The sequence below is a fragment of the Streptomyces sp. NPDC057099 genome (assembly GCF_042671245.1).
Taxonomy (GTDB): domain Bacteria; phylum Actinomycetota; class Actinomycetes; order Streptomycetales; family Streptomycetaceae; genus Streptomyces; species Streptomyces purpurascens.
This window is the reverse complement of record NZ_JBHUTX010000028.1, coordinates 38,480-63,224: the sequence shown is the minus strand read 5'-3', so window position 1 is coordinate 63,224 and position 24,745 is coordinate 38,480. Positions and strand designations below refer to the sequence as shown.

Here is a 24,745-nt window from a genome sequence, read left to right as displayed (position 1 = left end):
GTCCGGAAACGTGCGCGTTTCGGACATAGGGCACCGGGGCAGGTGTCGATCCCCGAATCGCCGACGATCACAGATGCAGAAGCATCCGGCTGTTGCCCAAGGTGTTCGGTTTCACTCGTTCGAGACCGAGGAACTCCGCGACACCCTCGTCATAGGAACGCAGCAGCTCCGCGTAGACATCCGTGTCGACCGGCGTCTCACCGATCTCCACGAAGCCGTGCTTGACGAAGAAGTCGACTTCGAAGGTCAGACAGAAAACGCGACGAACGCCGAGCCAGCGGGCGGTGTGCAGCAACTTCTCCAGCAACTGGTGTCCGACGCCCGCGCCCTTCAGGCCGGGCTTCACCGCGAGAGTGCGCACTTCCGCGAGGTCTTCCCACATCACGTGCAGGGCGCCGCAGCCGACGACCTCCGCGTTGTCGTCCCGTTCCGCGACCCAGAACTCCTGGATGTCCTCGTAAAGCGTCACCGTTGCTTTGTCGAGCAGGTTGCCGCCGCGGACGTAGGCGTCAAGGAGACGGCGCACCGCCGGGACATCGCTGGTGCGGGCCCGTCGGACGGTGATGGCTTTTGCGGTGGCTTCTGGGCTCTTCGCGGACATGGGCGGACGCTATCGCCCGCCGCGGTCCTGAGCGGAGGCGGGGTTCTCGGGGACGGGGTTCTCGGGGGCCGGGGTCGAATCAGACGCTTCGGTCGGTTCCTGGGTTTCCGGGACCTGGGCGATGCGTACGGCATCGCGGAGAGCCTGTCGCTGTTCCTCGCTCATCATGCCGAAGAAGGCGACGAGAGCGGCGGCGGGGTTGTCGCTCTGCGACCAGGCGTCGTTCATCAGGGCCGCGGCGTAGGCGGCGCGTGTGGAGACCGCCTCATATCGATAGGCACGGCCTTCCGCCTCGCGGCGCACCCAGCCCTTCTGATGGAGATTGTCCAAAACGGTCATCACGGTGGTGTACGCGATGGACCGCTCCTTCTGAAGATCTTCCAGGACTTCTCGAACGGTCACCGGGCGGTTCCACTTCCACACCCGCGACATGACCGCGTCTTCGAGTTCTCCCAATGGGCGAGGCACAGCTCAGAACAATAGTGGGAGATCTCGGTAATGGCGTGGCGGACGTGCGCTTCAGCGGCGAACGGGAACAAAAAGGGCGTACGACTCGTAGCCGCGGGCCTCGCGGTGGGCGGGCCGCGCCGAGTCGTACGCCGTCGGCGGGGTGGGGCGGGGGTGGGTGCGCTCAGGCCTTCGGGGTGCTCGCGGAGGCCTGGCGGGCGCCCTCCACGCGCGCGAGGGCGGCGTCCACGGCCGCGTCCTCCTTGGCCTTGTTGGCGCCGCCCTGCGTCTTCACGATCACCCGGATCACGCCGATGAAGAAGACGGCCATGACGACCGGGGGCAGCAGCGCGGAGACATAGTCCATGGATCCAGGGTAGCCACGTCAGCCCGCGGCGAGCTGCTGGGGGTTCGCGGGTGGCGGCGGGGTGGGCTTGCGGCGCGGGAAGACCTCGCCCGGGGTGGGGATCGGGCGGCTGGGCTTCGGGGTGCCCGGGGCGGGGGCGGGGGTCGGAGCCGGGGCGGGCTTGGGGGCCGGTTTCGGGGCCGGCGGCTTGCGGGCGGGCTTCTTCTCGGGCGGCTGTCCTGGCGCGTCCTTGGCGGCGTCTCCCGGGGCGGAGAGGCCTCCCGGCAGGGCCAGCAGGCGGGTGCGGGCGGCGGGGACGGTGGGGGTGTCGGGACCGGCGGGAGCGGCGGGGGCCATCCGGGTGACCGGGTGGGCGGTTCGGGAGTGCTGCCGCGCGTGGGTGCGTACGTGCTGCTCGGCGAGCAGGCGGCAGCGGTCCAGGAGGGCGGCGGCGGTGGGGTTGCCGCGCAGCGCGCGGAGGGCGGTGAGGTCGTGGGGGTGGGGGCGGTAGCCGGCACCCAGGGCCTCGTCCAGGAGGGTGAGGTACCCGGCGGCGGTGCCGGGCAGGGCGGCGCGGTACCGGCCGAGGTCGGCCACGAGGAAGGCGCGCAGCCTGGCTCCCTCCCGCGTCGCCTCGTCGAGCGACTCTGCTAGGCGGAGGCAGTCCTGGACGTCGTCGGACGAGGCGGAGGTGGGGTGGAGGGCGAGGGCGAGAGCGCGGCGGAGCACACGCAGCTCCTCCACGCCGAACGCCATGCCGCCGCGGGATCCGTATGGCGTGGGCATGCGGCGACGATACGCGCTAATCAGACAAATTACGCATAGGGGATGGGTGTGGCGTGGGGGACCACTCGGGTGCGCGCGGCGCCTGCGCGGCGGCACCCCGCTCCGCAGGCGTCGCGGACCCACCCGGCTTCGGCGAAGAGACGCCGGGTGCCGGCTCACATACGGGACACGTTCCGCTCGTACACCAGCCGCAAGCCGATCAGCGTCAGCCACGGCTCGTGCTCGTCGATGACCGACGACTCGCCCAGGACCATCGGCGCGAGGCCGCCCGTCGCGATCACGGTGACGTCCTCCGGGTCCTCCGACAGCTCGCGCGCCATGCGGTTGACGACGCCGTCGACCTGGCCGGCGAAGCCGTAGATGACGCCCGACTGCATCGCCTCGACCGTGTTCTTGCCGATGACGCTGCGCGGCCGGGCCACCTCGATCTTGCGGAGCTGGGCGCCGCGGACGCCGAGGGCCTCGACGGAGATCTCGATGCCGGGCGAGATGACCCCGCCGACGTACTCGCCGCGCGCGCTGATCGCGTCGAACGTCGTCGCCGTGCCGAAGTCGACGACGATCGCGGGACCGCCGTAGAGCTCGACCGCGGCGACCGCGTTGATGATGCGGTCGGCGCCGACCTCCTTGGGGTTGTCCATGAGGATCGGGACGCCCGTCTTGACGCCCGGTTCGACGAGGATGGCGGGCACGTCGCCGTAGTAGCGGCGGGTCACCTCGCGCAGTTCGTGCAGGACCGAGGGGACGGTCGCGCAGATGGCGATGCCGTCGATGCCGTCGCCCAGTTCGTCGCCGAGCAGCGGGTGCATGCCCATCAGGCCCTGGAGGAGGACCGCCAGTTCGTCGGCGGTGCGGCGCGCGTCCGTGGAGATGCGCCAGTGTTCGACGATGTCCTCGCCGTCGAACAGGCCCAGGACGGTGTGGGTGTTTCCTACGTCGATCGTCAGCAGCATGACCCGTACCCGCCCTACTCCGCCGGCCGCAGGTCGAGGCCGATGTCCAGGATCGGCGAGGAGTGGGTGAGGGCTCCGACGGCCAGGTAGTCGACGCCGGTGTCCGCGTAGGCCTTGGCGTTGACGAGGGTCAGGCGGCCCGAGGCCTCCAGGGCGGCGCGGCCCTGGACGAGGGCCACCGCCTCCTCGCACTCGCCCGGCGTGAAGTTGTCCAGGAGGATCAGGTCGGCGCCGGCGTCCAGGACCTCGCGGAGCTGGTGCAGGGTGTCGACCTCGACCTCGATGGGGACGTCGGGGAAGCGGTCGCGGACCGCCTGGAATGCCTGGGCGACGCCGCCCGCGGCGACCACGTGGTTGTCCTTGACCAGGGCCGCGTCCGAGAGGGACATGCGGTGGTTGACGCCGCCGCCGCAGCGGACCGCGTACTTCTCGAGGCTGCGCAGGCCGGGGGTCGTCTTGCGGGTGTCGCGGACCTTGGCCTTGGTGCCGTCGAGGGTGTCCGCCCACGCGCGCGTGGCCGTGGCGATGCCCGACAGACGGCACAGGATGTTCAGCGCGCTGCGTTCGGCCGTGAGGAGGTCGCGGGTGCGGGTGGTGACGGAGAGGAGCTTCTGTCCCGCCTCCACGCGGTCGCCGTCCTCCGCGTGGCGTTCGATGGCCAGTTCCTCTTCGCAGACGACCGAGATGACGGCTTCCGCGATCCGGAGGCCGGCCACGACTCCCGCTTCACGCGCGGTGAAGTCGGCGGTGGCCACCGCGTCCTCGGGGATCGTCGCGACCGTCGTCACGTCCACGCCGTGGGCCAGGTCCTCCTGGAGGGCCACGTTGGCGATGTCCTCGATCTCGACGGGGTCGAGGCCCGCGTCGGCCAGGAGCTGGGCGAGTGCGGGGTCCAGGCCGCACTCCAGGTATGCCTCCTCGTCCGCGCCGCAGGCACAGCCGTCGCCGCAGCCTCCGGACGAGGCGAGGGGAAGGTCGGGGGTGGTCACGTCGGTCACTGCTCCTGGGGGGCCTGGGGCGGGAGGGTCGTAGGAAAGTCTGTGCTGTCCGTGGTGTGCACGGCCAGCGAGCGGTCCGGATTCAGGCGTACGACGATGTGGCGCCGCCAGGCGGTGTCGTCGCGCTCGGGGCGGTCCTCGCGCCAGTGGCAGCCCCGGGTCTCCTCCCGGAGCCGGGCGGCGGCGACCAGGACGCGGGCCACGCACAGGAGGTTGGTGGCCTCCCAGGTGTCGACGCCGGGCTCGGCGGTCTTGCCGTGCTCGGCGAGGGCGTCGCGGGCGTCGGTGTGCAGTCGCTGGAGCCGGTCGGCGGCCTTGTCCAGGGACCCGGCCGAGCGGAGCACGCCCGCGCCGTCGGTCATGATCCGCTGGATCGTGAAGCGGGCCTCCGCGGTGAGCAGCGGGTGCTCGGGGGTCTCCGGGTACGGGAGCGGCCGGGGCACGCGCGTGAGGAGGCCGTTCTCCGCGTGGCTCGCCGTGATGTCGGCGGCGATGCGCTCGGCGTAGACCAGGCCTTCGAGGAGGGAGTTGGAGGCCAGGCGGTTGGCGCCGTGCACGCCGGTGCAGGCGACCTCGCCGCACGCGTACAGGCCGGGGACGGTCGTACGGCCCTGTGCGTCGGTGCGGACGCCGCCGGAGGCGTAGTGGGCGGCCGGGGCGACCGGGATGGGCTCGGTGACCGGGTCGATGCCGTGGGCGCGGCAGGCGGCGAGGATCGTCGGGAAGCGGTGTTCCCACATCTCGGCTCCGAAGTGCCGGGCGTCGAGGAACATGTGCTCGGCGTCCCGCTCCTGCATACGGCGCGTGATGCCCTTGGCGACGATGTCGCGCGGGGCGAGTTCGGCCAGTTCGTGCTGCCCGAGCATGAAGCGCACGCCGTCGGCGTCGACCAGGTGCGCGCCCTCGCCGCGCACCGCCTCGGAGACCAGGGGCTGCTGGCCCTCCGCGTCGGCGCCCAGGAAGAGGACGGTCGGGTGGAACTGGACGAACTCCAGGTCGCTCACCTCGGCACCCGCGCGCAGCGCCAGGGCCACGCCGTCGCCCGTCGAGACGGACGGGTTGGTGGTCGCGGAGAAGACCTGGCCCATGCCGCCGGTCGCGAGGACCACGGCGGGTGCGTGGACCGCGCCCACGCCGTCGTGCTGGCCCTCCCCCATGACGTGCAGGGTGACGCCCGCGGTGTGGCCCTCGGCGTCCGTGAGGAGGTCCAGGACGAGCGCGTTCTCGACCGTGCGCACACCCCGCGCGCGTACCGCGTCGACCAGGGCGCGGGAGATCTCGGCGCCGGTGGCGTCACCGCCCGCGTGGGCGATGCGGCGGCGGTGGTGGCCGCCCTCGCGGGTGAGTTCGAGGGCGCCCTCGGAGGACTCGTCGAACCGGGCGCCGGTCTCGATGAGACGGCGTACGGCGTCGGGGCCCTCGGTGACGAGGATGCGGACCGCTTCCTCGTCGCACAGGCCCGCGCCCGCGACCAGGGTGTCGTCGAGGTGCTGTTCGGGGGTGTCGCCCTCGCCGAGGGCCGCGGCGATGCCGCCCTGGGCCCAGCGGGTGGAGCCGTCGTCGAGGCGGGCCTTGGTGACGACGACGGTCTTCAGGCCCGCGGCCTGGCAGCGCAGGGCCGCGGTCAGGCCGGCGACGCCCGAGCCGACGACGACCACGTCAGCGGCGATGGACCAGCCGGGCGCCGGCGCGTGCAGTCGTATGCCTGTGCTGGTCACGAGGCGGCTCCGAAGGTTCCGAAGGTGAGGGGGAGATTGTCGATCAGCCGGGTCGCCCCGACCCGGGCGGCCACGGCGAGGACCGCCTCGCCGGTGAAGTCGTGCCCGATCTCGGTGAAGTCGGACGGGTCGACCAGGGCGAGGTAGTCCAGGGCCAGCGGCGGATCGAGGCGGGCGGCCTCGTCCAGGACCTGACGGGCGGCCGCGCGGACGGCCGCCGGGCCGCCCGGGACGGCCGTCGCCACGGCGTGCGCGTCGGCCGCCGCGCGGGACTCGCCGATGGCGCTGAGCGCCTCGGCACGCGCGCGCGTGGCGGGCACCTCACGGGCCCGGGCCCGCAGCGCCTCCTGCGCGGCATGCCGGTCCTGGCCCGCGAACAGGGCGCTGGACAGCGCGAGGGCGGTGCGCCGCTCGGCGGCCGAGAGGTAGCGGTTGCGGCTGGACAGGGCCAGGCCGTCGTCCTCGCGGACGGTGGGGACGCCGACGATCTCCACGCCGAAGTTCAGGTCCCGGACCATGCGGCGGATCAGGGCGAGCTGCTGGGCGTCCTTCTGGCCGTACAGGGCGACGTCGGGGCGGGTCAGGTGCAGCAGCTTGGCGACGACCGTGAGCATGCCGTCGAAGTGGCCCGGGCGGGAGGAGCCCTCCAGACGCTCGCCCATGGGGCCCGCGGTGATACGGACCTGGGGCTCGCCGCCGGGGTACACCTCGTCCGCCGAGGGGGCGAACACGACGTCCGCGCCGGACTCCTGGGCGAGCTCGATGTCGGCGTCCAGGGTGCGCGGATAGCGGTCGAGGTCCTCGCCCTGGCCGAACTGCAGCGGGTTGACGAAGACGGTGACGACGACCTCGCCGTCCGGTCCCGCGATGCCGCGCGCGGTGCGGATGAGTGTGGCGTGGCCCTCGTGCAGGGCACCCATGGTCATCACCACGGCGCGGCGGCCCGCCCGCACGCGTGCGTGCAGCTCGTCGGCGGTGCTCAGCAGGGTGGTGGTCATCGGGCGTCCCCTCCGGTGCCATCGGTGCCGTCGGTGCCGTCAAAGCCGTCGCTCGCGTCGGCGAGTACCCCGAGGAGGTCCTCGGCGAGCTCCGGCTTCAGCAGGCCGTGGGCCAGGGCCCGGTCGGCGGTCGCGCGGGCCATCGCCAGATAGCCCGCGACGGTCCCCGGGGCGTGCCGGCGCAGCTCGGTGACGTGGGCCGCGACGGTGCCCGCGTCGCCGCGCGCGACCGGGCCGGTGAGGGCCGCGTCGCCGGAGCGCAGGGCGTTGTCCAGGGCCGCGCCGAGCAGCGGCCCGAGCATCCGGTCGGGGGCGGCGACCCCGGCCTCGCGCAGCAGGTCCAGGGACTGGGCGACCAGGGTGACCAGGTGGTTGGCACCCAGGGCGAGCGCCGCGTGGTAGAGCGGCCGGTTCGCCTCGGCGATCCACTCCGGCTCGCCGCCCATCTCGATGACGAGGGCCTCGGCGGCCAGCCGCAGCTCCTCGGGCGCGGTGACGCCGAAGGAGCAGCCGGCCAGCCGCTGGACGTCCACGGGCGTGCCGGTGAAGGTCATCGCGGGGTGCAGGGCCAGCGGCAGGGCGCCCGCGCGCAGGGCGGGGTCGAGCACCCGGGCGCCGTAGCGGCCCGAGGTGTGGACGAGCAGCTGTCCCGGCCGTACGGACCCCGTGTCGGCGAGTCCGGCGACCAGGTCGGGCAGGGCGTCGTCCGGAACGGTCAGCAGGACCAGGTCGGAGCGCTGGAGCACCTCGGCGGGCGGCAGCACGGGCACGTCGGGCAGCAGTTGCGCGGCGCGGCGCCGGGAGGTGTCGGAGACCGCGGAGACGGCGACCGGGCGGTGCCCGGCGAGTTGCAGGGCCGCGGCCAGTGCGGGTCCCACGCGGCCGGCGCCGACGACGCCGACGGTGAGCCGCGCGGGGCGGTCCTTGGGCTCTGGCTGTGGGGTTGTGTTCACTCGACGGCGGCCTTCCCGTTCCAGTCCGCTCCGGGTACCGGACGATTTCTCGTCATGTTAACGCGATCGGTTCGAGGGGTGTTCGGTCGTCCACAGGGTGTGCGGAAATGCGGATGCTCGCACGCATGTGCGCGGGGCAGGATCCGGGCATGACTGACACGACGGAACGTGACGAGCGGGCGACCGGGCAGGAGACGGACCAGGAGCGGCGCGCACGGCTCCGTGCGCGGCGGATGGCCGCCCATCGCAGCGCACGGCGGGTGTTCGCGCGCTTCGCCTTCCACAAGACGCTCCGGGAACGTCTGGCGGAGCTGGACGCGGCGGAGGGCGTCCACGACCTGGACGAGCTGTCCGACGTGTACGGCGACGGGGTCGTCGAGGCGCTGGAGGCGAAGGTCGCCGGGCTGCTCGGCACCGAGGCCGCCGCGTTCTTCCCGACGGGCACGATGGCCCAGCAGGTGGCCCTGCGCTGCTGGGCGGGCCGCACCGGCAACCCGACCGTCGCCCTGCACGCGCTCAGCCATCCCGAGGTGCACGAGCGGAACGCGTTCAGCGAGGTCGGCGGCCTGCGCCCGGTACGTCTGACGGACGAGCCGCGGCTGCCCACCGCCGCCGAGGTGCGCGACTTCGAGGAGCCCTTCGGGGCGCTGATGCTGGAACTGCCCCTCAGGGACGCCGGTTTCGTGCTGCCGTCCTGGGAGGAGCTCACGGAGGTGGTGGAGGCCGCGCGGGAGCGGGACGCGGTGGTGCACTTCGACGGGGCCCGGCTGTGGGAGTCCACCGTCCACCTCGGCCGGTCCCTGGAGGAGATCGCGGGCCTGGCGGACAGCGTCTATGTGTCGTTCTACAAGTCCCTCGAGGGGCTCGGCGGCGCGGCGCTCGCCGGCCCGAAGGAGCTGGTGGAGGAGTCGAAGACCTGGCGGCACCGGTACGGCGGCCAGGTCTTCCAGCAGTTCCCCACCGCCCTGTCGGCGCTGGCCGGTCTGGAGCGGGAGCTGCCCCGGCTGCCCGAGTACGTCGCCCACGCGCGCGTGGTGGCCGCCGCCCTGCGCGAGGGGTTCGCGGCGGCCGGGGTGCCGTGGGCGCGGGTGTACCCGGAGGTACCGCACACCCACGACTTCCAGGTCTGGCTGCCGTACGAGGCGGACATCCTCATGGAGGCGTCGGTCCGGACGGCCGAGGAGACGGGCGTCTTCCTGTTCGCCGCCGCCTGGAGCCGGGGCGGTCCGGGCCTGGCCATGACGGAGGTGTGCGTGCGGTCCCCGGGGCTGGAGTGGACCGCCGAGGACGTGAAGACGGCGGTGACGGACTTCGTCGCCCGGTTGCCCGAGGAGGGCGGCGGCCGGTAAGGGCCGCCGGTAGGGGCAGAGCAGGGCTGCCGGGAACGGACGGCGGAGGCGGGCCGCCGCAGGGGGGGAGGGCCGGGCGGTCGGCCGGGCGTCAGGCCTTCGGCCAAGCGGTCGGCCGGGCGGTCAGGTGGTGAAGCCGCGTCGGGGACGCAGCCAGCGGGACAGGGCGTGTCGGATCCGGGTCCGGCCATAGGCCGGGCGGCCGGAGAGGACCGCGCGGAAGCGGCGTTCCTCGCGCCACTCGCGGATGACCTGACGGTCGTGTGTGCCGGGCGCGGGCGGGGCGGGCTCGCCGTGCTGCTGGGCGCGGTAGAGGTCGAGGAGGTGCTGCTGCGTGATGCTCATGAGGAATCGCCTCGGCAGGTCGGGGTGATGGGGGGTCCGAAGGGCTCCGCGGCTGCCCCGGTGCTCCCACCCTGCGCCCGCGCCCGGGGCGACGTCGCGTCGATTGACGACGCCCGTCAATCGACGGGGGCGTTGTCAGTGACGGGGTGCACCATGAGGGCATGAGCGTGCACATCGACATCGCGGGGCTGCGGCCGGAGGAGATCGCCGTCGTGCCCTCCCCGCTGGCCGAGCTCGGCATGGCGCTGCACGCGCTGTCCGAGCCGGGGCACCATCCGGGTCTCCAGGGCTGGGTGACGGGCGTGACCGCGCGCCTCGACCCGCATCTGGCCGACCGGATGTGCGAGGCCGACTTCCTGTGGCGGTCGACGTTCTCGGACCTGTTCATGCCCTTCGCCGGCGTCCCGGGCGGCGGAACGCTCCCGGGCGGCACGCTCGCCGAGGAGCTGGACCGCCTCGACAAGCTGTCGGACGAGCAGTTCGTGGACGCGGCAATGGAGTTCACCTGTGCCCTCGGGTACGGCTCGTGCGGGCCCACCGCGCTGTCCGACCCCGAGGTGCGCCGCCGCGCCCTGGACCTGGCCGCCGCGCGCGGGCCCCAGCAACTGCGGTTCAGCCGACGGCTGCTGGCCGACCCGCCCTCGATCCGGGCCTGGCTGCGGCAGTTCCTCCAGGACTGCGACGAGGCGTTCTTCGCGGAGGCCTGGTCCCGGCTGCGCCATCAGCTCGCGGCGGACGCGCGGCTGAAGACGGACCTCTTCCGGCGCAAGGGCATGGCCGAGGCGCTGGCCGCGGTGTCCCCGGCGATCACCCTCGACGAGGCGGCCGCCCGGATCACGGTCGACAAACTGGGCGACGACGACGGCACGTCCACGGGTGACGGCGGTCTGCTGCTCGTCCCGACGAGCCTGGGCTGGCCGCATCTGATGGTCCTGCACCGGTACGGCTGGCAGCCGGTGCTGCACTACCCGGTCGGCTCCCCCGAGCTCGCCGCCCCGCCCAATCTCGAACAGCTCGCCCTGCGCATGACCGCGCTGTCCCACCCCGTGCGGATGCGGATCTGCCGCAATCTGGCCCGCAGCGCCTACACCACGGGCGAGCTGGCGCAGGTGCACGGCATGACGGCCCCGGAGATATCCCGGCACCTGGCCGTGCTGAAGAAGGCGGGCCTGCTCACCACCCGCCGCCGCGGGCGTTACGTCCTGCACCAGCTGGATGTGACGGTGGTGGCCCGGCTCGGCAGCGAGTTCCTGGAGGGGATCCTCCGGTAGAGGGGATCCGCGGAGAGCCGAGGGGAGCAGCCGGGCAGAGCCGGCCGGCCGCCGCCCGGCTCAGCCGTGCCCGCCGGCCCGTACCAGCCCCGTCTCGTAGGCCAGCACCACGACCTGCACCCGGTCCCTGAGGCCCAGCTTGGTCAGGATGCGGCCCACGTGCGTCTTCACGGTCGCCTCGGACAGCACGAGCCGGGCCGCGATCTCGCCGTTGGACAGGCCCTGCGCGACCAGCACCATGACCTCGCGCTCGCGGCCGGTGAGCCGCTCCAGCTCCTGGTGCTGGGGCTGCTTCGCGGTGCCCGGCAGCATCGGTGCGAAGCGGTCCAGGAGCCGTCGGGTGGTGGAGGGCGCGACGACCGCGTCCCCGCTGTGCACGGCGCGGATCGCGGCGAGCAGCTCACCGGGCGGCACATCCTTGAGCATGAAGCCGGAGGCGCCCGCCTTCAGCCCGGAGAATGCGTACTCGTCGAGGTCGAAGGTGGTCAGGATGAGCACCTTCGGCGGGTCGGTGTCGGCGCAGATCCGGCGGGTCGTCTCCACCCCGTCGAGCTTCGGCATGCGGACGTCCATCAGCACCACGTCGACCTCGGTCGACCGCAGCACCTGGAGGGCCTCGACACCGTCGCCCGCCTCCGCCACGACCTCCATGTCCGGCTGGGCGGCGAGCACCATCCGGAACCCGGTGCGCAGCAGCACCTGGTCGTCGACGAGCATCACGCGGATCGTCATCGGGTCCTCTTCCAAGTCTCTTGTACAGATGGGGGCGTTACAGGTGTCAGCGAAGGGCGTGTGTGCCGAGGTCAGTTGGCGGGCTTGAGCGGCAGCAGCGCGCTGATGCGGAATCCTCCGCCCGGGCGCGGTCCGGCGTCCAGGGTGCCGCCGACCATGCCGATCCGCTCGCGCATGCCGATGAGGCCGTGGCCCTGGCCGTCGAAACCGCCCTCCTCGTACAGCTCGTGCGGGGCGCCCTTGCCGTCGTCCTCGACGAGCAGGCCGAGGCCGTCGTCGAAGTACACCAGGCGCACGCTCGCGCCCGCGTTGGGCCCGCCGTGCTTGCGGGTGTTGGTGAGCGCCTCCTGCACGATGCGGTACGCCGTGAGCTCGACGCCGCTGGGCAGCGGCCGGGGGGTGCCCTCGACCTTGAAGTCGACGGGGAGTCCGGAAGTACGGCACTGCTCGACGAGGTCCTCGATCTGCTGGACGTCGGGCTGCGGCACGTACTCGCCGGCCTCCTGGTGCTCCCCGGTGCGCAGCACGCCGAGCAGGCGGCGCATCTCGGCGAGGGCCTGGCGGCCGGTGGAGGAGATGGTCTCCAGGGCCTTCTTCGCCTGGTCCGGAGCCGCGTCGAGGACGTAGGCGGCGCCGTCGGCCTGAACCACCATCACCGAGACATTGTGCGCGACGACGTCGTGCAACTCGCGTGCGATCCGGGCGCGTTCGGCGGCGACGGCGACCTTGGACTGGGCCTCGCGCTCCTTCTCCAGGCGGGCGGCCCGCTCCTCCAGCTGCGCGAAGTAGGCGCGGCGGGTGCGGATGGAGTCGCCGAGCACCCAGGCGAGGGCGAAGGGCACGGCCATGAAGACCGTCAGGGCGATGTTGCCCACGACGTTCGTCTGGTCGCTCGGCCAGCGCAGCTGGGACACGGGGGCCGCGCACAGACCGGCGCCCAGCGCGAAGCGGGAGGCCCAGCGCGCGCCCTCGGCCGCGACCGTGTAGACGATCACCAGCAGGGCGAAGTCGGCCGGACCCCGCTCCACGTCGGTGATCAGCTGGGCCACCCCGACCGCGGTCGCGAGCAGCAGCATCTTCTCCGGCAGACGGCGGCGCAGCGCGACCACCAGGCACAGCAGCAGCGTGAGCGGAAGGGCGACGGCCACTGAGCCGGGTCCGCCCGCCACTCCGCCGACCACGGAAATCCCGAGGAGGACCACGGCCCAGGAGCCGTCGACCCACATCGGGTGCCTGCGGAGGAAGTCATAGAGGCGCTGCACGTAACCCAGCGTAGGGAAGCGCGATAGGTGCAGGGGTCAACCGGAGGACCGATCCGCACCGGTCGCGTGTACTCCGCAAGGTGGAGTTGCGTTCGTTGTGTGCGCTTACCCTGACCCGGTGACACCAGGTACGAGGCCCGAGTTGCCCGAGTGGCGTGGGTGGCGAGCGGCGACGGACGAGGCGTTGTACGGGCCCGGTGGGTTCTACCGGCGTGCGGAGGGGCCGGCCGGGCACTTCCGTACGTCCGTGCACGCGTCGTCGCTGTTCGCCGGGGCCGTGGCGCGGCTGCTGTGCCGGGTCGACGAGGCGCTGGGGCGGCCCGCGGTGCTGGACTTCGTCGACATGGCGGCCGGGCGGGGCGAGCTGGCCGGCGGGGTGCTCGCCGCGCTCCCGGCGGAGGTGGCGGCCCGCACGCGCGCGTACGCCGTCGAGCTCGCCGGGCGGCCCGCCGGGCTCGATCACCGGATCGAGTGGCTGGCCGCGCCCCCGGAGGGGTCGAGGGGGCTGCTGTTCGCCAACGAGTGGCTGGACAACGTGCCGGTGGAGGTCGCGGAGGTGGACTCCGCGGGCACGGCCCGGCTGGTGCTGGTCCGGGAGGACGGGAGCGAGCGGCTCGGGGAGCCGGTCGACGGGGATCAGGCACGGTGGCTGCGGCGGTGGTGGCCACTGTCCGGCGAGCCGGGGCTGCGGGCCGAGATCGGCCTGACCAGGGACGAGGCCTGGGCCTCGGCGGTCGCCACGCTCGACCGGGGGCTCGCCGTCGCCGTGGACTACGCGCACACGGCGGACGCCCGGCCGCCGTTCGGGACGCTCACCGGGTTCCGGGAGGGCCGCGAGACCGCGGCCGTACCGGACGGCTCCTGCGACCTCACCGCCCATGTCGCGCTCGACGCGTGCGCACTGCCCGGCGGGCGGCTCCTCCCCCAGCGAGAGGCGCTGCACGCCTTGGGCGTGACCGGCGCACGCCCCCCGCTCACGCTCGCGTCCACCGACCCCGCCGCCTACGTACGCGCCCTCGCGAACGCCGGGGAGGCCGCCGAGCTCACGGCGGCGGGAGGACTGGGCGACTTCGGGTGGCTGGTGCGGCCGGTCGGCATCCCAGATGTGCTCCGCGAGCGAGGCGCGTGAGGCGCGTGAGGCCTACTTGTCGATGTCCCCGACCACGAAGAACATCGACCCCAGGATCGCCACCATGTCCGCGACCAGCGTCCCCGGAAGCAGCTCCGTCAGCACCTGGATGTTGTTGTACGAGGCCGAGCGCAGCTTCAGCCGGTACGGGGTCTTCTCACCCTTGCTGACCAGGTAGTAGCCGTTGATGCCGAGGGGGTTCTCGGTCCAGGCGTAGGTGTGGCCCTCGGGTGCCTTCAGCACCTTGGGGAGCCGCTGGTTGACCGGCCCGGGCGGCAGCTCCGCGAGCCGGTCGAGGCAGGCGTCGGCCAGGTCGAGCGCGTTGTGCGTCTGCTCCAGGAGGCACTCGAAGCGGGCCAGGCAGTCGCCCTCCTGCCGGGTCACCACCTTCAGGACGTCGCCCAGCTCGCCGTAGGCCAGGTACGGCTCGTCCCGGCGCAGGTCGAAGTCGACGCCCGAGCCGCGCCCGATCGGCCCGCTGACCCCGTACGCGTGCACGGCCTCGGGCGTGAGCCGGCCGACGCCCCGGGTGCGGCCCCGGAAGATCTCGTTGCCGAGCACCAGGTCGTCGAACCGGTCCATCCGCGAGCGCACGTCCGCGACGGCGGCACGCGCGCGCGTGGTCCACCCGGCCGGCAGGTCCTCCTTGAGGCCGCCGACACGGTTGAACATGTAGTGCATCCGCCCGCCGGAGACCTCCTCCATGACGTGCTGGAGTTCCTCGCGCTCCCGGAAGGCGTAGAAGATCGGGGTGATCCCGCCGAGCTCCAGCGGGTACGAGCCGAGGAACATCAGGTGGTTGAGCACCCGGTTCAGCTCGGCGAGCAGCGTGCGCAGCCACACCGCGCGCTCGGGGACCTCCATGCCGAGCATCCGCTCCACGGCGAGGACCACGCCCAGCTCGTTGGAGAACGCCGACAGCCAGTCGTGGCGGTTGGCCAGCATGATGATCTGGCGGTAGTCGCGCGCCTCGAAGAGCTTCTCGGCGCCGCGGTGCATATAGCCGATCACCGGCTCCGCGTGCGTGATGCGCTCGCCGTCCAGGACGAGCTTCAGCCGCAGCACGCCGTGCGTGGAGGGATGCTGGGGGCCGATGTTGAGCACCATGTCGGTGCTCTCCGCGGCGCCGCCGATTCCGACCATGGTCTCCGTCGTAGGAGTCATGGACACAGTCTCTCCTACGTACGCTGGCCTCATGGATACGGGGAGTGCGCGGGAGACGGAGCCGACGGCGGCCGTCGAGGGCACGGCGGGGGCGGACGGGGACGGGCCGGTGTGGATCGCGCTGCCGCCCGGGCTGCTGAAGATGCGGCGGTTGCTGCTGGTGGTGTGGCTGGGGCTGATCGCCCTGGCCGCCGGGTTGCTGCCGGGCCTGCTGGCCGGGCCCGCCTGGGCCGTCTTCGCGGTGCTGCCGCTGGCGCTGATGGCCTGGGGCTGGGTGATGATCGACCGCAACTGGCGTTCCTGGCGGTACGCCGAGCGCGCCGACGACCTGCTGATCAGCCGGGGCGTGCTGTGGCGTGAGGAGACGGTCGTGCCGTACGGGCGGATGCAGCTGGTCGAGGTCACCTCCGGGCCCGTCGAGCGGCACTTCGGGCTGTCCAGCGTGCAGTTGCACACGGCCGCCGCGGCCACCGACGCGACCATCCCCGGCCTGGACCCGGCCGAGGCGGAACGACTGCGCGACCGGCTCACCGAGCTGGGCGAGGCCCGATCGGCGGGACTGTGACGACCCCAGAGAGCGCCGAGACCGGCCGGGCCACCGGGACCACCGGGGCTACCGAGGCTACGGGGACCACCGATGCCAACGGGACCGCCGAGGCGACGAGGGCCACGGGGACCGCCGAAGCCAACGGTCCCACCGAGGCGACGAGGGCCGCAGGGGCCACCGAGGCCGCGGGGACCACCGAAGCCAACGGGACCGCCGAGGCGACGAGGGCCGCAGGGGCCACCGAGGCCGCGGGGGCCACCGAAGCCAACGGACCCACCGACGCGACGAAGGCCGCAGGAGCCACCGAGACCGCCGAGGCCACCAAATCCCCAGGAGCCACCAAACCCCCAGGGGCCACCGAGACCGACAGGGTCACCGAGGCCACCAACCCCGCCGCCGGGACCACCGCCAAGGCCGACAGCGCCACCGAGGCCGCCCATCCCTCCGAGCCCACCGAGCCCCCCAAACCCACTACCGCCCTGCCCGAGCGGCGGCTGCACCCCGTCACCCCGCTGCGGCGGGCCTGGGCGCCGGTCGCCGTGGTCATCGGATGGGCCGTGCACGACCCCGACGGGGCGCAGCGCCATCTGACCCGGCTGACGACGACCACGCTGCTGATCGGCCTCGCCGTCATCGTCCCGGCCGCCGCCCTCTACGGTTTCTGCTCCTGGTGGTTCACGCACTTCGCGGTGACCGACACCGAACTGCGCATCCGCACCGGCCTGGTGTTCCGCCGCACCGCGCACATCCGGCTGGAGCGCATCCAGGCCATCGACATCACACAGCCGCTGCTCGCCCGGGTCGCTGGCGTCGCCAAGCTGAAACTCGACGTCATAGGAACCGACAAGAAGGACGAACTGGCCTTCCTGGGCGCGGACGAGGCCCGGACACTGCGGGCCGAACTGCTCGCCCGGGCGGCCGGATTCGCACCCGAGACCGCACACGAGGTCGGCGAGGCACCGTCCCGGCAGCTGCTCCGCGTGCCGCCCGGCGTCCTGGCCGTGTCACTGGTGCTGACGGGGGCCACCTGGGGATCGCTGGCCGCGGCGCTCGTCGTACCGCCGGTGCTGTGGCTGTTCACCCACAGCCTGTGGACAGTTCTCGCGGTCGCCCTGCCGCTGCTGGGCGCGGCGGGCGCGAGCAGCGTGGGGCGTTTCGTCGCCGAGTACGACTGGACGGTGGGCGAGTCGCCCGACGGACTGCGCATCGACCACGGTCTGCTGGACCGGGCCCACGAGACGGTGCCGCCGGGCCGGGTGCAGACCGTGCGGATCGTGGAGCCGCTGCTGTGGCGGCGGCGCGGCTGGGTGCGCGTGGAGCTGGACGTGGCGGGCTCGTCCAACTCCGTGCTGGTGCCGGTCGCTCCGCGAGAACTCGCGGAGACCGTCGTCGCGCTGGTACTGCCCGGGGTGACCGTGCCGGAGAGCGCGGCCCTGTCGCCGTCGCCGCGCCGCGCCCGGTGGTGCGTGCCGGTGTGGTGGCGGGGGTACGGACTCGCGGTCACCGACGCGGTGTTCGCGGCGCGCTCCGGGCTGCTGGCACGGAGCCTGGCGCTGGTGCCGCACGCCAAGGTGCAGAGCGTACGGATGACGCAGGGGCCCTGGGAGCGGGCCCGGGGCGTGGCCGACGTGTGTGTGGACACCGGCGCGAACAAGGTGGTGAGGGCGCGGCTGCGGGACGCGGACGAGGCACGCGAGTTGCTGGCCCGGCAGGCGGAGCGGTCCCGGACCGGGCGCAGGGACGCGCTGCCGGACCGCTGGATGGCGTGACCGGCCGAGAACCGAGAGGCGCGGGCTTCAGGAAACCGCGCTGCGCAGCCCCTGTACGTCGATCTGTTCCGTCTCGTCGTGCGCGGTCAGGTCGATGACCTGGCCGATCCCGCGCGACTCCTCGTCCGCGGGCTTGTACCGGGCCTCGGCCTCGGCCTTGTGCAGGGCGAGGGCCTCCTGGCCGACGACATCCGCCAGGTCCTCGTTCTGCACGGCCTCCAGGGCGGCGCGCGACGTCTCCTGCTTCGTACCGAAGAAGTCGAACCCGCCCTCGGCGCGCGGGCGCCGCGCCGGCGTCTGCGGGGCGACGGCCACGGCGGGCGGCACGGTGTAGTGGCGGCTGGGAGCGGCGGGCTGCGAAAGCCGCTCGGACTCGGCACCGGCCCCGGTGGAGGCGTCGGCCCCGGATTCGGCCCGGGTCGAGGTGTCGGCCCGGGTGGCAGTGTCGGCGGTCGCGTGCTCGTGCCCGTCCACCGCCTCGGACCGCTCCTGCGACTCGTCCTCGTGCGACGACTCCCGCCGGTCCGGCTGTTCGTCCTTCCCCTGCTGCGCGGGCTCGTCCTCGTCGTCCTCGGGGGCGCCGTCACCATCGCCGTCCGGGCCGCCGTCCGGGCCGCCGTCCGGGTCCGGTGCCGCGTCGCCGTCGAACCGGGCGAGCGCGGCCGCCGCACGCAGGAACAGCCGGGAGCCCTCCGGCGAGAAGACGGCCGGAACCGCCGGCTCCTCCTCGACGGTCAGATCCTCGACCGCCGCGGCGGGTGCCTCTTCCGTCTCCGCCGAATCCGCCGAATCCGCCGAATCCGCCGAATCCGCCGGCTTCGCCGCCCCCGCGGGCAGCGCGGCCCGCACCGGCACCGTCGCCTCGATCTCGAGCACCCGGCGTTCCTCCAGGACGCTCGCGCGCTCGGTCTCCGACGTGGCGTACCGGCGCAGCAGCGCGGCGTGTTCGTTGCGCAGCCCGGCCAGTTCCGTGCGCTTGGCGCGCAGCCGCTGCTCGAGCTTCACGCGCAGCTCACGGGACTCCTCGAGGTCGCCCTCCAGTTCGGCGACGCGCTCCTCGAAGCGCCACTCGTCGCTCGCGCGCCCGCGCGTGAGGTCGGCGACGCGCTTGCCCGCCTGGCTGTCCCAGCGGCGCAGCACGACCGCGCCGACGACCGCCGTCGCCGCGGCGGCCGCGGCCAGACCGCGGAGCGCCATCGGATCCGTGAACACCCAGGGCCCCAGGGCGCAGACGAGGGAGACGCCTGCGATCGCCGACGGGGGGAGCAGCCTGTGCAGGGGCGGGGAATGGCGGTGTCGTCCACGTGGCATGGCCAGAAACTTACCGCGCGTAGGCGAATCATGGTGAGCCACCCCGCAAAACAAAGCCATACCGAAGTGTTCACACCGCATCAGAACTCGACACGGAGCGGAATCCGACCTTCAATCAATTCCCAAGATCATTTCCAGCGGTCCGGGAACGGTCGTCCAGCCGCCCGCCGATCCACTCCAGCGCCGCCGGAATCTCCCGCCGCCAGGTGTTGAAGTTGTGCCCGCCGCTTTCCAGGACGATCGACGAGATCCGCGTCCGCCCGGTGTTCTTCACCCGCTCGATGAACCGCAGCGTGTCCTGGTAGTTGGACTCGCCCTCCTTGCTGCTGGTGACCAGCAGCAACGTATCGGGAGCGGGCCTGTGCTTCAGGTACCACCACAGGTCGGCGCGATTCCGCAGCCCCTTGTCGCCCTGGAAGAGATCACCTGTCGTGGCGTCGATCGGCGCCTTGTAGTACGCGGAGAGACCGGCCCCCGCGGCGTACACATCGGGATGGTGCATGGCGATCTTCAACGCGCAGTAGCCGCCCGTGGAGTTGCCGATGATGCCCAGCCGGCCCGGCTTTTCGGCCACCCTGAAGTGCGAACGCAACGCGTCGGGCAGATCCCTGGCGAAGAACGACTCGGTCTGCGGTCCGCCCGGGACGTCCACGCACTCCGTGTCCCGGGGCGGCGCCACCGTCGGCCGCAGCATCACGAGGATCGTCGGCCGCATCCGGCCCGCCCGGGCCAGTTCCAGTGCCGTACGCGGATAGTGGAGCTTTTCCACCAGCGCCGACGCCGTGCCCGGGTAGCCGGTCAGCACGACGGCCGCGGGGAACGAACGGGTGCGATATCGCGGCTGGAAGTACTCCGGCGGCAGATAGACGTAGGCGGGGGTGGCGATGCGGGTCGTCCGGCCCACAACGGCGACCTCCTGGACCCGGCCGCCGGCCTGGGGCTGCGCGCCGCCCGCCCCCGGCACCCGCCGCGTGGCGACCACCTCCAGCGGGCCGTCGCCCCGCGCGTGGTCGACGACCACGCCCTGGTCCTTCTCCTGCCCGAACAGGTCCGCCCAGCTCGCGTAGAACCCGAAGGCCTGGTTGGCCGCGAGACCCACCGCCGCGAACAGCGCCAACTGCGTGGCCAGCAGCAGGCCGACGCGCCCGCCCACCGCCCGCCAGCCGCGCCGGGCCAGCCGCGGCCACAGCCAGACCGTGCCGGCGAACAGCAGCACGGCCGACAGCGCCGCCAGCAGCAGCACGTTGTTGCTCGTGAGACCCATGGATTGGTTACCCGTCCGCGCTCTCCGTCCGGCCGCCCCCGCGGCCACACCTTCGCGAGGGCTTGTCCCGGACTTTCCTTGGCCTTTGAAACGGCTTTGACGTGGGGAGTGAACCTCTCCCCTCGAGACACCGTCCTAGAGGGCGCAATGTCGCCGGATGCCCGAATCGGCACCGGATCCAAGGTCTCTCGCGGAACTATGGGATGCGATGTCTGTCAGGACAGATGAGGAAATGTCGGTCGAGGTTCCGAGTCGCAGAAGCGACGCGGCTCCCAGCGGCCGGGTGAACGGGGTGCGCCGAATGCTGCGCGGACCGCGCCCCGAGGCCGTCCCCGTCCTGGTCGGCAGAGCATGCGCCCTCGTGGGTGTCCTGGACATCGCCGCGGGCGTGTTCCCGCGCTTCCGCCACAGCCGCATGCACGCCATCGCCGAGGTACTGCCCGGCGCCCTCGGCCCGTTCGCGGCCGCCCTGTCACTCAGCACCGGTGTGCTGTTGCTGCTGCTCGCCCACGGCCTCAAGCGCGGCAAGCGCCGGGCCTGGCGCGCGGCCGTCGCCCTGCTCCCCGCCGGAGCCGTCGCGCAGTTCACGTACCGGCACTCGCTCGTGGGCGTACTCATCTCCCTGGCCCTGCTGGCACCGCTGCTGCGCCACCGCGACCAGTTCGACGCCCTGCCCGACCCGCGCAGCCGCTGGCGGGCGCTCGCCAACTTCGTGCTCATGAGCGCCGGTTCGCTGATGCTCGGCCTGCTCATCGTCAGCGTCCACGCCGAGCGCATCATCGGCGACCCCAGCCTGGCCGACCGCATCACCCACGTCATCTACGGCCTCTTCGGCTTCGAAGGGCCCGTCGACTACCAGGGCAACACCTCCTGGACCGTGGCCTTCTCGCTCGGCGCCCTCGGCCTGCTCACCGCCGTCACCACCATCTACCTGGCCTTCCGCCCCGAACACCCGGCCGCCCGGCTCACCGAGGAGGACGAGACCCGGCTGCGCGCCCTGCTGGAGCGGCACGGCCACCGCGACTCCCTCGGCCACTTCGCGCTCCGCCGCGACAAGGCCGTCGTCTTCTCCCCCAGCGGCAAGGCGGCCGTGACCTACCGCGTGGTCTCCGGCGTGATGCTCGCCAGCGGCGACCCCATCGGCGACGTCGAGGCCTGGCCCGGCGCCATCGAACAGTTCATGGACGAGGCCAAGGCCCACTCCTGGACCCCCGCCGTCATGGGCTGCTCCGAGACCGGCGGCGAGGTCTGGACCCGCGAGACCGGGCTCGACGCCCTCGAACTGGGCGACGAGGCGGTGGTGGACGTCAAGGATTTCTCACTCGCCGGCCGCGCGATGCGCAACGTGCGCCAGATGGTCAAGCGCATCGAGCGCGCCGGTTACGAAACCCGGGTACGACGTGTCCGTGACCTCGGCGAGGCCGAGCTGGAGCGCATCCGCCGCGCCGCCGACGACTGGCGCGGCACCGACACCGAGCGCGGCTTCTCCATGGCGCTCGGCCGCGTCGGCGACCCCGCCGACGGCGACTGCCTCATCGCCACCGCCCACAAGGCCGACGAGGACCCCGGCCCCTACGGCGACCTCAAGGCGATCCTGCACTTCGTCCCCTGGGGCACCGACGGCGCCTCCCTGGACCTCATGCGCCGCGACCGCTCCGCCGACCCCGGCATGAACGAACTGCTCATCGTCGCCGCCCTCCAGGCCGCGCCCAGGTTCGGCATCGAACGCGTCTCCCTCAACTTCGCCATGTTCCGCGCGGCACTGGCACGCGGCGAGAAGATCGGCGCAGGCCCGGTGCTGCGCGCCTGGCGCGGACTGCTCGTCTTCCTCTCCCGCTGGTTCCAGATCGAGTCCCTGTACAAGTTCAACGCCAAGTTCCGGCCGCGCTGGGAGCCCCGCTTCGTCGTCTACCGCGTCTCCGCCGACCTGCCCCGCATCGGATTCGCCGCCATGCAGGCCGAGGGCTTCGTCAACCTCGCCCTGCCCCTGCCGCGCTCGCTGCGCCGCCGCGGCCCGGCCGGCCGCCGCCCCTGCCCCCACGGCACGACGACGGAACGCAACGTCCGGGCGGCATGAGCCCCCGCACGGGGCCGTCACTTGGTCCGCAGCGCCTGACGGCCCCCGCCTGGGCCTACGCTGAACATATGAGCAACCAGAGCGGACGCGGGCGCGTGGCGGGCCTACCGGAATGGGACCGCTGCGCGGTCATGGGAGTCGTGAACGTCACCCCCGACTCCTTCTCCGACGGCGGCCGCTTCTTCGACACCACGACCGCCGTCAAACACGGCCTCGACCTGGTCACCGAAGGCGCGGACCTGGTCGACGTCGGCGGCGAGTCGACCCGCCCCGGCGCCGCCCGGGTGGACGAGGCCGAGGAACTCCGCCGCGTCGTCCCCGTCGTCCGCGGCCTGGCCTCCGAAGGCGTCACCGTCTCCGTCGACACCATGCGCGCCTCCGTGGCCGAACGGGCCCTCGCGGCGGGCGCCGCCCTCGTCAACGACGTCAGCGGCGGCCTCGCCGACCCCCGCATGATCCCGGCCGTCGCCGACGCCGGCGCCCCCTTCGTCGTCATGCACTGGCGCGGCTTCCTCCAGGGCGGCAACGTCAAGGGCGAGTACGCCGACGTCGTCCGCGAGGTCGTGGACGAGCTGCACACGCGCGTGGAGGCCGTCCTGGCCGGCGGCATCGCCCCCGACCGCGTCGTCGTCGACCCCGGGCTCGGCTTCTCCAAGGACGCCGAGCACGACCTCGCGCTCCTCGCCGGCCTCGACCGCGTCCTGCGCCTCGGCCGCCCACTGCTCGTCGCCGCCTCCCGCAAACGCTTCCTCGGCCGGGTCCTCGCCGGCCCCGACGGCCCGCCCCCGCCCGCACGCGAACGCGACGCGGCCACCGCCGCCGTCTCCGCCCTCGCGGCACACGCCGGCGCCTGGGCCGTACGCGTGCACGAGGTACGCGCCACGGCCGACGCGGTACGGGTCGCCCACGCCATCGAAGGGGCGCGTACGACGGACACCGGCGCAGAAGGAGCCCGGTGAGCGCCCCGCACACCGACGTCGAACAGGTCGAGGCCGCCAACACCGCCTTCTACGAGGCACTGGAACGCGGCGACTTCGAGGAACTGGCGTCGCTCTGGCTGACCCCCTCCGACCTGGGCGTCGACGAGTCGTACCACGACCCCGCCGACACCGGCGTGGTCTCCTGCGTGCACCCCGGCTGGCCCGTGCTCACCGGACGCGGCGAGGTCCTCCGGTCGTACGCGCTGATCATGGCGAACACCGACTACATCCAGTTCTTCCTGACCGACGTGCACGTCTCGGTCACCGGCGACACCGCCCTGGTGAACTGCACGGAGAACATCCTCAGCGGCGGCCCCGCCCCCGAGGGCGACGAGGAGCTCGGCCCGCTCGTCGGCCAGCTCGTGGTCGCCACCAACGTGTTCCGGCGCACGCCCCAGGGGTGGAAACTCTGGTCGCACCACGCCTCCCCCGTTCTGGCCGAAACCGACGAGGACGAGGGCGAAGAGACCCCCTCCTGAGTGGGTAGGCGCCTCACAAGGGCCGGACCCGGAGGACGACGTGGTTGGAATCACGGACCCCCGGGTATGGGCGGCTACCAACCCATGAGCCGCCGGGTTCGCCAGGGGAAACGCTGGATGAATCCCGCCCGGCCCGGTCCGGGCGCCCACCCCCGTGGCCCGGCCCCGCCCGGGCTCGCAGGTAGATTCGACTGAGGCCGGTGTGCCGCCCGCACACGGCACGGACCGGCCGTGACCGACGATTGCAGGAGTGATTCGCGTGGATCGTGTCGCGCTGCGCGGCCTGAAGGCCCGTGGGCACCACGGTGTGTTCCCCGAGGAACGCAGGGAGGGCCAGACCTTCGTCGTGGACCTCGTCCTCGGCCTGGACACCCGGCCGGCCGCGGCCGACGACGACCTGGCGAAGACCGTTCACTACGGCATCGTGGCCGAGGAGGTCGTGGCCGTCGTCGAGGGCGAGCCCGTCAACCTCATCGAGACGCTCGCCGAGCGGATAGCCCAGGTATGTCTGAAGCACGAAGGGGTCGAGGAGGTCGAGGTACGCGTCCACAAGCCGGACGCCCCGATCACCGTCCCCTTCGACGACGTGACCGTCACCATCACCCGGAGCCGAGTATGACTGCACCCTTCCTCCAGGGTCCCAGTGACCCGACCGTACAGCCGGTACCCGCCTCCGTCGTCGACAAGGTCGACGCCGCCGACACCACGCTGAGCAATCCCAAATGGGCCGTGGTCGCCCTCGGCTCCAACCTCGGCAACCGCCTGGAGACCCTCCAGGGAGCCGTCGACGCCCTCGAGGACACCCCCGGCCTGCGCATCAAGGCCGTCTCCCCGGTCTACGAGACCGAGCCCTGGGGCGTGGACCCCGGCAGCCAGCCCGCCTACTTCAACGCGGTCGTCGTCCTGAAGACCACCCTCCCGCCCTCCTCGCTCCTGGAGCGCGCGCACGCGGTCGAGGAGGCCTTCCACCGCGTCCGGGACGAGCACTGGGGCCCCCGCACCCTGGACGTCGACATCGTGTCCTACGCCGACGTCGTCTCCGACGACCCGCAGCTCACCCTCCCCCACCCCCGCGCCCACGAACGCGCCTTCGTCCTGGCCCCCTGGCACGACCTCGACCCCGAGGCGCAGCTGCCCGGCCGCGGCCCGGTCGCCGGTCTGCTGGACACCGTCACCCGCGACGGCGTGGCGCCCCGCAAGGACCTGGAACTCCGGCTGCCCGAGTAGCCGTTAAGGTCAAGACGGCCGCCGAACGGGGCCACCGCC

The 24,745-nt window shown here is 72.9% G+C and carries 25 protein-coding genes; 10 read left to right on the top strand and 15 right to left on the bottom strand.

Annotation, left to right across the window (positions count from 1 at the left end):
- Positions 1–67 precede the first annotated feature (67 nt).
- From ACFT4A_RS28185 to ACFT4A_RS28145, 9 genes are all read right to left on the bottom strand, one after another.
- Positions 68–601 carry an amino-acid N-acetyltransferase gene (locus ACFT4A_RS28185; protein WP_189725877.1) on the bottom strand — a complete coding sequence of 178 codons (534 nt, stop codon included), beginning with the start codon at positions 599–601 and terminating at the stop codon, positions 68–70.
- Between the two features lie 9 nt (positions 602–610).
- Positions 611–1,033: a BlaI/MecI/CopY family transcriptional regulator gene (locus tag ACFT4A_RS28180; protein WP_382835231.1), complete on the bottom strand. Its 423-nt coding sequence runs from the start codon at positions 1,031–1,033 to the stop codon at positions 611–613.
- Positions 1,034–1,232: 199 nt separating this feature from the next.
- Complete coding sequence (locus ACFT4A_RS28175; RefSeq protein WP_382835140.1) at positions 1,233–1,415, bottom strand: hypothetical protein; 183 nt, start codon at positions 1,413–1,415, stop codon at positions 1,233–1,235.
- Positions 1,416–1,433: 18 nt separating this feature from the next.
- Positions 1,434–2,150, bottom strand: a complete 717-nt coding sequence (locus ACFT4A_RS28170) for a hypothetical protein (RefSeq protein ID WP_382835228.1) — start codon at positions 2,148–2,150, stop codon at positions 1,434–1,436.
- 185 nt (positions 2,151–2,335) lie between these two features.
- The gene (locus ACFT4A_RS28165) at positions 2,336–3,133 is read right to left on the bottom strand and encodes a type III pantothenate kinase (protein ID WP_184594802.1); all 798 of its coding nucleotides are present in this window, start codon (positions 3,131–3,133) and stop codon (positions 2,336–2,338) included.
- A 14-nt stretch (positions 3,134–3,147) separates the two neighbouring features.
- A complete protein-coding gene (gene nadC, locus ACFT4A_RS28160; protein WP_382835136.1) occupies positions 3,148–4,122 on the bottom strand; it encodes a carboxylating nicotinate-nucleotide diphosphorylase in 975 nt (324 codons plus the stop codon).
- A gap of 5 nt (positions 4,123–4,127) precedes the next feature.
- A complete protein-coding gene (locus tag ACFT4A_RS28155; protein ID WP_382835133.1) occupies positions 4,128–5,849 on the bottom strand; it encodes an L-aspartate oxidase in 1,722 nt (573 codons plus the stop codon).
- Positions 5,846–6,847: a pantoate--beta-alanine ligase gene (panC, locus tag ACFT4A_RS28150; RefSeq protein ID WP_382835131.1), complete on the bottom strand. Its 1,002-nt coding sequence runs from the start codon at positions 6,845–6,847 to the stop codon at positions 5,846–5,848. The genes ACFT4A_RS28155 and panC overlap by 4 nt, the downstream gene beginning before the upstream one ends.
- Positions 6,844–7,800 carry a Rossmann-like and DUF2520 domain-containing protein gene (locus ACFT4A_RS28145; protein ID WP_382835128.1) on the bottom strand — a complete coding sequence of 319 codons (957 nt, stop codon included), beginning with the start codon at positions 7,798–7,800 and terminating at the stop codon, positions 6,844–6,846. Before ACFT4A_RS28145 ends, panC begins: the two co-directional genes overlap by 4 nt.
- A gap of 149 nt (positions 7,801–7,949) precedes the next feature.
- Here ACFT4A_RS28145 and ACFT4A_RS28140 point away from each other — a divergent pair, with 149 nt between their 5' ends.
- Positions 7,950–9,149: a threonine aldolase family protein gene (locus ACFT4A_RS28140; RefSeq protein ID WP_382835125.1), complete on the top strand. Its 1,200-nt coding sequence runs from the start codon at positions 7,950–7,952 to the stop codon at positions 9,147–9,149.
- 123 nt (positions 9,150–9,272) lie between these two features.
- On the opposite strand, the gene ACFT4A_RS28135 is transcribed toward ACFT4A_RS28140, so the two are convergent.
- Entirely contained in the window at positions 9,273–9,494 is a 222-nt protein-coding gene (locus ACFT4A_RS28135; RefSeq protein WP_382835124.1) for a hypothetical protein, read from the bottom strand.
- Between the two features lie 161 nt (positions 9,495–9,655).
- Between ACFT4A_RS28135 and ACFT4A_RS28130 the strand changes: the two genes are divergently transcribed.
- Complete coding sequence (locus tag ACFT4A_RS28130; RefSeq protein ID WP_382835121.1) at positions 9,656–10,765, top strand: DUF5937 family protein; 1,110 nt, start codon at positions 9,656–9,658, stop codon at positions 10,763–10,765.
- A 60-nt stretch (positions 10,766–10,825) separates the two neighbouring features.
- Here the strand turns inward: ACFT4A_RS28130 and ACFT4A_RS28125 are convergent, their stop codons facing one another.
- A complete protein-coding gene (locus ACFT4A_RS28125; protein WP_382589498.1) occupies positions 10,826–11,497 on the bottom strand; it encodes a response regulator in 672 nt (223 codons plus the stop codon).
- 71 nt (positions 11,498–11,568) lie between these two features.
- On the bottom strand, positions 11,569–12,759 hold the full coding sequence (locus tag ACFT4A_RS28120; RefSeq protein WP_382835119.1) for a sensor histidine kinase: 1,191 nt from the start codon (positions 12,757–12,759) through the stop codon (positions 11,569–11,571).
- Between the two features lie 118 nt (positions 12,760–12,877).
- Here ACFT4A_RS28120 and ACFT4A_RS28115 point away from each other — a divergent pair, with 118 nt between their 5' ends.
- Complete coding sequence (locus ACFT4A_RS28115; RefSeq protein ID WP_382835116.1) at positions 12,878–13,888, top strand: SAM-dependent methyltransferase; 1,011 nt, start codon at positions 12,878–12,880, stop codon at positions 13,886–13,888.
- A gap of 12 nt (positions 13,889–13,900) precedes the next feature.
- Here the strand turns inward: ACFT4A_RS28115 and ACFT4A_RS28110 are convergent, their stop codons facing one another.
- Positions 13,901–15,052, bottom strand: coding sequence for an NADH-quinone oxidoreductase subunit D (locus ACFT4A_RS28110; protein WP_215119813.1), 1,152 nt, complete (start codon positions 15,050–15,052; stop codon positions 13,901–13,903).
- Positions 15,053–15,083: 31 nt separating this feature from the next.
- Between ACFT4A_RS28110 and ACFT4A_RS28105 the strand changes: the two genes are divergently transcribed.
- Both ACFT4A_RS28105 and ACFT4A_RS28100 read left to right on the top strand, forming a co-directional pair.
- Positions 15,084–15,617: a PH domain-containing protein gene (locus ACFT4A_RS28105; protein ID WP_382835113.1), complete on the top strand. Its 534-nt coding sequence runs from the start codon at positions 15,084–15,086 to the stop codon at positions 15,615–15,617.
- 461 nt (positions 15,618–16,078) lie between these two features.
- Positions 16,079–17,368: a PH domain-containing protein gene (locus tag ACFT4A_RS28100; protein ID WP_382835226.1), complete on the top strand. Its 1,290-nt coding sequence runs from the start codon at positions 16,079–16,081 to the stop codon at positions 17,366–17,368.
- 27 nt (positions 17,369–17,395) lie between these two features.
- On the opposite strand, the gene ACFT4A_RS28095 is transcribed toward ACFT4A_RS28100, so the two are convergent.
- Positions 17,396–18,679, bottom strand: coding sequence for a hypothetical protein (locus ACFT4A_RS28095; RefSeq protein WP_382835110.1), 1,284 nt, complete (start codon positions 18,677–18,679; stop codon positions 17,396–17,398).
- Between the two features lie 115 nt (positions 18,680–18,794).
- On the bottom strand, positions 18,795–19,943 hold the full coding sequence (locus ACFT4A_RS28090) for an alpha/beta hydrolase (protein ID WP_382835107.1): 1,149 nt from the start codon (positions 19,941–19,943) through the stop codon (positions 18,795–18,797).
- A 232-nt stretch (positions 19,944–20,175) separates the two neighbouring features.
- Between ACFT4A_RS28090 and ACFT4A_RS28085 the strand changes: the two genes are divergently transcribed.
- The 5 genes from ACFT4A_RS28085 (at position 20,176) to folK (ending at position 24,706) form a co-directional block, all read left to right on the top strand.
- A complete protein-coding gene (locus ACFT4A_RS28085; protein ID WP_382835104.1) occupies positions 20,176–22,020 on the top strand; it encodes a phosphatidylglycerol lysyltransferase domain-containing protein in 1,845 nt (614 codons plus the stop codon).
- A 68-nt stretch (positions 22,021–22,088) separates the two neighbouring features.
- Positions 22,089–22,979, top strand: a complete 891-nt coding sequence (gene folP, locus ACFT4A_RS28080) for a dihydropteroate synthase (protein ID WP_382835101.1) — start codon at positions 22,089–22,091, stop codon at positions 22,977–22,979.
- Positions 22,976–23,479, top strand: coding sequence for a nuclear transport factor 2 family protein (locus ACFT4A_RS28075; RefSeq protein ID WP_382592465.1), 504 nt, complete (start codon positions 22,976–22,978; stop codon positions 23,477–23,479). Before folP ends, ACFT4A_RS28075 begins: the two co-directional genes overlap by 4 nt.
- 259 nt (positions 23,480–23,738) lie before the next feature.
- The gene (folB, locus tag ACFT4A_RS28070) at positions 23,739–24,098 is read left to right on the top strand and encodes a dihydroneopterin aldolase (protein ID WP_184594766.1); all 360 of its coding nucleotides are present in this window, start codon (positions 23,739–23,741) and stop codon (positions 24,096–24,098) included.
- Complete coding sequence (gene folK / locus ACFT4A_RS28065) at positions 24,095–24,706, top strand: 2-amino-4-hydroxy-6-hydroxymethyldihydropteridine diphosphokinase (RefSeq protein WP_382835098.1); 612 nt, start codon at positions 24,095–24,097, stop codon at positions 24,704–24,706. Before folB ends, folK begins: the two co-directional genes overlap by 4 nt.
- Positions 24,707–24,745: the final 39 nt, after the last annotated feature.